The organism is Streptomyces sp. WZ.A104, assembly GCF_002382885.1.
Taxonomy (GTDB): domain Bacteria; phylum Actinomycetota; class Actinomycetes; order Streptomycetales; family Streptomycetaceae; genus Streptomyces.
The window spans coordinates 1-5,111 of record NZ_NWVL01000152.1; the positions used below are offsets into that span (position 1 = coordinate 1).

Here is a 5,111-nt window from a genome sequence, read left to right on the forward strand (position 1 = left end):
TCTGCTGCTGACGATCGCGGCGATCGCGTTCACGCTGGTGAGCTGGGGCTCGATGGGGATCGGCGGACGGTCGGCCGTGCTGGCCGCGGTGACGGCGGGGGCGCTCATCGCCCCGGCGGGCCTGCTGCGCCGGAGGCTCGGGGCGACGGCGGAGGCCCTGGTGGCACTGGCCCTGGTGCTGACGCTGCTGGACGTGTACGCGGTCCACGCGGTGGCGGACCCGGACATGGACGGGCTCGCCTTCACCGCGCTCGCGTCGGCCGTGCTGGCGGCGCTGTGGACGGCGTACGGCCTCGCGCTCCGCCCGCTCCACCTGCCGCTGCCCGCCGCCGTGGTCTTCGCCCAGTGGCCGCTGCTGTTCTGGGCGTGGGCGGCACAGGCCCCGGCGATCGTGTTCGGGTGGGCGCTGCTCGCGACGGCGGTGCTGGACGGGGCGATCGCCCTGCGGGGCAAGGGTCTCGGGGTACGGATCACGGCGGGCGTAGGGGGCACGGTGACGGGTCTGGTGGCCCTGCTAGTGGGCCTGGCCGAGTCGGCTTCCGCCGCCGGGCCGCTGGAGGCCGCCGCCCCGGGTGCGCTGCTCCTGGCGGCAGCGGCGGCCGCGCTGGCCGGGGCGTGGCGCGCATCCGACGGCTTCGCGCAGCTGGGCGGCGCGGTGGCCGGTCTCTCGGCGGTGGCGGCGGTGGGCGGCGTGCCGGCCGCGGTGATGCCCGAGGGCTGGCGCGTGCTGCCGTACCTGCTGTGCGGCATCGCCCTGACGGCGGTCGTACGGGCCCGGCTTCCGAGGAACGCGGCGCGCGGGGTGCTGGTTGCGTCGGGGGCGGTGGTCGCCGGGGCCCTGGTGTGGGCGCTGCCGCCGGTCACGACGGTACTGCTGGGCCCGGTGACGCAGCTGACGGACGTCTGGGCGGGCGCACCCGACGGCTTCCGGGCCGCGCTGGGGTCGCCGCTGCGGTGGCCGGAGCTGGCCGCGGCCCCGGTGGTGCTGGCCCTGGCGGCCGGGCTGCTGGCGGCGGCGTACCGGTGGTGGCCCTCGGTGGCAGAGACCGTGGGGCCGGTGGTCGCGCCTACCGCGGGGGCAAAGGGCGCAGCGGGTGGCGTCCGTACGGCGGGCGCGGCGGGCGTCCCCGGCGTCCCGGCCCCGGCAGGCACTCCCGGCGCTCCCGGTTCGGTGCCTCACGGTGCGTGGGGGTGGGGCGCGGGTCCCCTGGGGGCGGCTTCCCGGCCCCCCGCCCGCAGGCCGTCGGGGGCGGCGGTGCGCGGTGCGGCCGGGGCCGTGGCCCTGGCGCTCGGCTGGGGTGCGCTGCTGGTGGCGGGGGCCGTGCTGGACGTGCCCTACGCGGTCGCCGTGGCCGGGGAGACGCTCCTGGTGGCCGGGCTGCTCGCACTGGCTGTCCGGGGTTCCGGGATCGGCGGGAGCGATGCGAGCGGCCGGAGCGGGACGGCGGCGGTGCCGGTGACCGCGCTCGTGGGCGCGGTCACCGGAGCCGTGAGCGTCGGGCTGCTGTCACTGGCGTCCGAGGCGGGCACCTACGCGGTGCTGGGCGGGCTGGTGGCCTTGTTCGCCGGGGCGGCGCACCGGGCGCGCGCACAGGCGCCTCAGGGGGTCCTCGCGGTCGCCGCCGCGGTCGGGGGCACCGTGCTGACGGGGTGCGCGGGCCGGTCCCTGGGGCTCGCCCCGTACGAGGCCGCGCCGCTGCTGCTCCTGGTGCCCGCGCTGACGGTGCTGCTGGGGGCGCGGCTGCGGCGGCACCCGGCCGCGTTGCCGGTGGAGCTGACGGGGGCGGCGGGTGCGCTCGTCGCGGTCGGGCTCGCGGTGGAGGACGCGCCGTTCCTGGCGCTGGTGCTGGCCCTGTCCGGGGTGCTGGCGGCGGGTGCGGCGGTGCGGCCGGAGCGTCGGCCGGTGGCCGGGTACCTGGCGGCGGCGCTGTTCGTGCTGGCCACCTGGGTGCGGCTGGCGGCCTCGGAGGTGTCGTTCCCGGAGGCGTACACCCTGCCGGTGACCGTGCCCGCCCTGGTCGTGGGCGTCCTGCGGCGGCGGAAGGACCCCGAGGCGTCGTCGTGGACGGCGTACGGGCCGGGGCTCGCGGCGACACTGCTGCCGAGCCTGGCGGTGGCCTGGACCGATCCGGACTGGCACCGCCCGCTGCTGCTGGGCGTGGCGGCCCTGGTGATCACGCTGCTGGGTGCGCGGTACCGGCTCCAGGCCCTGCTGCTGCTCGGCGGAGCGGTGCTGGCACTGGACGGGCTGCACGAGCTGGCGCCGTACGTGGTGCAGGTCGCCGGGGCGCTCCCCCGCTGGCTGCCGCCGGCCCTGGCCGGGCTGCTGTTGCTGGTGGTGGGAGCGACGTACGAGCAGCGACTGCGGGACGCCAGGCGGCTCAAGGACACGCTGGGCCGGATGCGGTGAGCCGGGCCCGGTCCGGTCCGGGGCACGCCGTTCGCGGCACCCCCGGACCGGGCGGCGCGAGCAACGCAGAGGGCCCGGGAGACGGAATCCGTCTCCCGGGCCCTCTGTCCGGGTGGGCGATACTGGGTTCGAACCAGTGACCTCTTCGGTGTGAACGAAGCGCTCTCCCACTGAGCTAATCGCCCGGGCGCACCGCAAACATTACCCCATGTCAGCGGTGCTTCCGGACCACCCTCGGGTCACTCGGCGATCTTCCACGGCATGGTGATCCCGAACTTCCACACGTAGATCCCGACCAGCACCGCCATGACCACCAGCCCCACCGTGGTGAGGATGATGTTGCGCCGCCGGACCTTGGGATCGAGCGCCCGCTGCGCCGCCTCGGTGACCTTGCGCTTGGTCCAGCGCAGCACCAGTTGGGCCCAGACGAACTCGGTCGCCCAGATCGCCATACCGGCGAAGATCACCAGCCAGCCGGGGCCGGGCAGCACCAGCATGAGCACGCCGGCCACCACCACGCCGAGGCCGACGACGAAGACGCCGACCTGCCAGCTCAGGTGGAGCGGCTTGGACGCCTTGATGAAACCCGGCGCACGCGAGCCCAGCTCGCGCTCCCCCGGGTCCGATTCCCCCGTGGCGGACGCCGGGGCCGCCTGCTCGGAGACCCTGCTCCGCTCGTCACTCTCCGCGTTCATGAAGCCAACCTACCCGACCCGCCCTCGTCGCTTCTTCGTCACTGGAATGGACGCATAACTCAAAGTTACACGCCGCTGAGCGAGGGACCCTAAGCATCACAAATGGGTCAGAGGGGTTTACAACGCCACCGTAGGTGGCATGTCGATTTCGCCGACGTGCGAATCCCCGAGCGCACACTGAGCGAAAGGCCCTGGCGCTTATGAACACCACGGTCAGCTGCGAGCTGCACCTGCGCCTCGTTGTGTCGAGCGAGTCCTCACTGCCTGTACCCGCGGGCCTGCGGTATGACACGGCCGATCCCTATGCCGTGCACGCCACCTTCCACACCGGAGCGGAGGAGACGGTCGAATGGGTATTCGCCCGTGACCTCCTCGCCGAGGGGCTGCACCGCCCCACCGGCACCGGAGACGTCCGCGTCTGGCCATCACGTAGTCACGGCCAAGGCGTCGTATGCATCGCACTGAGCTCCCCAGAGGGCGAAGCGCTGCTTGAGGCCCCGGCACGGGCCCTGGAGTCGTTCCTGAAGAGGACCGACGCCGCGGTCCCGCCCGGCACCGAGCATCGGCACTTCGATCTCGACACGGAGCTCTCACACATCCTGGCCGAGAGCTGAGCCAGGCCGAGACCTGCTCGACGCCGTCCGACTCGGGGAGACGGCGTCACGCGGACAACCACATACGGCAGACACCGGCGCCGTCATCGCGGAATCCACCGCGGTGACGGCGCCGCTGCGCTCGGCCGCCCTCCCCGCCCCGGGCCGTCCTCCTCCAGGACCCGCCGAGCCAGTAGAGTCAGCCGCCATCGGCGGGCGCCCGCCCGCCGGAGGCCAGGGAGCGAAGCGTGCTGATCCCACACGACACCCGGATCGCCCTCGACGCGGTGGTCGATCTGGTGAACACCGCGCCGGAGAGCGAGCCGCCACCGGACGACGCCTCGGACGGACTGGTGGACGGGTCCGCCGACGGGCTCCCCGACGTAGCCACGCTGTACGCCTTCGCCGAGCGGCACCACATCAGCGGCGTCGGCACGCTCGGCGAGAAGGACCTACAGGCCGTACGCGACGTGCGGGCCGGCTTCGCGGAGGTCTTCGCGGCGCCGGACGCCCGTACGGCCGCCGAGCTGGTGAACCGCCTCGTCGCGGCGGCCGGGACCACCCCGCAGCTCACCGACCACGACGGCTACGACTGGCACGTGCACTACTTCTCGCCGGACGCCTCGCTCGCCGACCACCTCGCGGCCGACTGCGGGATGGCGCTCGCCTTCATCATCGTGGCGGGCGAGCAGGAGCGGCTGCGCCGCTGCGAGGCACCGGACTGCGGCCACGCCTTCGTCGACCTGTCCCGCAACCGCTCCCGCCGCTACTGCTCCAGCCGTACGTGCGGCAACAGGCTCCACGTCGCGGCCTACCGGGCCCGCCGCAAGGAAGCCGCGGGCTGACAGCACGGGTCCGGCCCCGGCACGGCCGGCCGCAGCGGGTGCGGGCGCGGCGGCTCACAGCAGTAGGAGATCGTGCAGCGCGGCCATCAGCAGCAGGCCCCCGATCACCGCCAGGAAGATCATCAGGGGCGGCTGGGAGAGCGCGAAGAGGCAGCCGCGGGGCTCTTCGGCAGGGGGTGCGGGGGCCTCGCCCCGGGAAGTGTCCACCATCTCGGGGCGATCATGACGCACCTGCGGCCGGGTTGGCGGTCAACCCGGTTCATTCCCCCGGGAGTTCACCGTCCCGTGGCCATCAGTAATCGCTCCGGCGTGCGGGGCGCCATCAGGCATTCGGGCCGGGCGGCCGCAGCGAGGCCTCGTTCCGTGCGGCCGGAGTCCGGTCAGATGCCGTGCTTCTTGAGGATCGCCTCGATGTCGCTGAAGTCCTCGCCCCCGGCGGCGGCCTCCTGCTTCTTCTCCGGCTTCGGCCGCGGCTTCGCCCCGGCCGCCGCGGGCCCGGCCGCGCTCCCGGCACCGAGCGACGGGGCCGAGGCCGCCGGGGCGACCGCCTCGTGCTGCCCGGCGGCCC

5 protein-coding genes, 1 tRNA gene and 1 pseudogene are annotated in these 5,111 nt (G+C 74.6%); 3 read left to right on the forward strand and 4 right to left on the reverse strand.

Annotated features, from left to right (window positions below; genetic code table 11):
• Positions 1–2,410, forward strand: a 2,410-nt coding sequence (locus CIB93_RS36705; protein ID WP_107471005.1) for an SCO7613 C-terminal domain-containing membrane protein, incomplete at its 5' end; no start/stop codon positions are given.
• A 113-nt stretch (positions 2,411–2,523) separates the two neighbouring features.
• Here CIB93_RS36705 and CIB93_RS36710 read toward each other — a convergent pair.
• Together CIB93_RS36710 and CIB93_RS36715 are read right to left on the reverse strand one after the other, a co-directional pair.
• Positions 2,524–2,595 (reverse strand) — tRNA-Val (locus CIB93_RS36710).
• Between the two features lie 54 nt (positions 2,596–2,649).
• Positions 2,650–3,105 (reverse strand): TIGR02611 family protein, encoded by a 456-nt coding sequence (locus tag CIB93_RS36715; protein WP_096633099.1) that lies wholly within the window; start codon positions 3,103–3,105, stop codon positions 2,650–2,652.
• A 200-nt stretch (positions 3,106–3,305) separates the two neighbouring features.
• Here CIB93_RS36715 and CIB93_RS36720 point away from each other — a divergent pair, with 200 nt between their 5' ends.
• Entirely contained in the window at positions 3,306–3,719 is a 414-nt protein-coding gene (locus CIB93_RS36720) for an SsgA family sporulation/cell division regulator (protein WP_003959770.1), read from the forward strand.
• Between the two features lie 227 nt (positions 3,720–3,946).
• Entirely contained in the window at positions 3,947–4,543 is a 597-nt protein-coding gene (locus CIB93_RS36725; protein WP_096633100.1) for a CGNR zinc finger domain-containing protein, read from the forward strand.
• A gap of 54 nt (positions 4,544–4,597) precedes the next feature.
• Here the strand turns inward: CIB93_RS36725 and CIB93_RS38365 are convergent, their stop codons facing one another.
• Both CIB93_RS38365 and CIB93_RS36730 read right to left on the reverse strand, forming a co-directional pair.
• Positions 4,598–4,753 (reverse strand): hypothetical protein, encoded by a 156-nt coding sequence (locus CIB93_RS38365; protein WP_179500376.1) that lies wholly within the window; start codon positions 4,751–4,753, stop codon positions 4,598–4,600.
• 170 nt (positions 4,754–4,923) lie between these two features.
• Positions 4,924–5,111 (reverse strand): annotated as a pseudogene (locus CIB93_RS36730) (hypothetical protein); the annotation flags it as partial.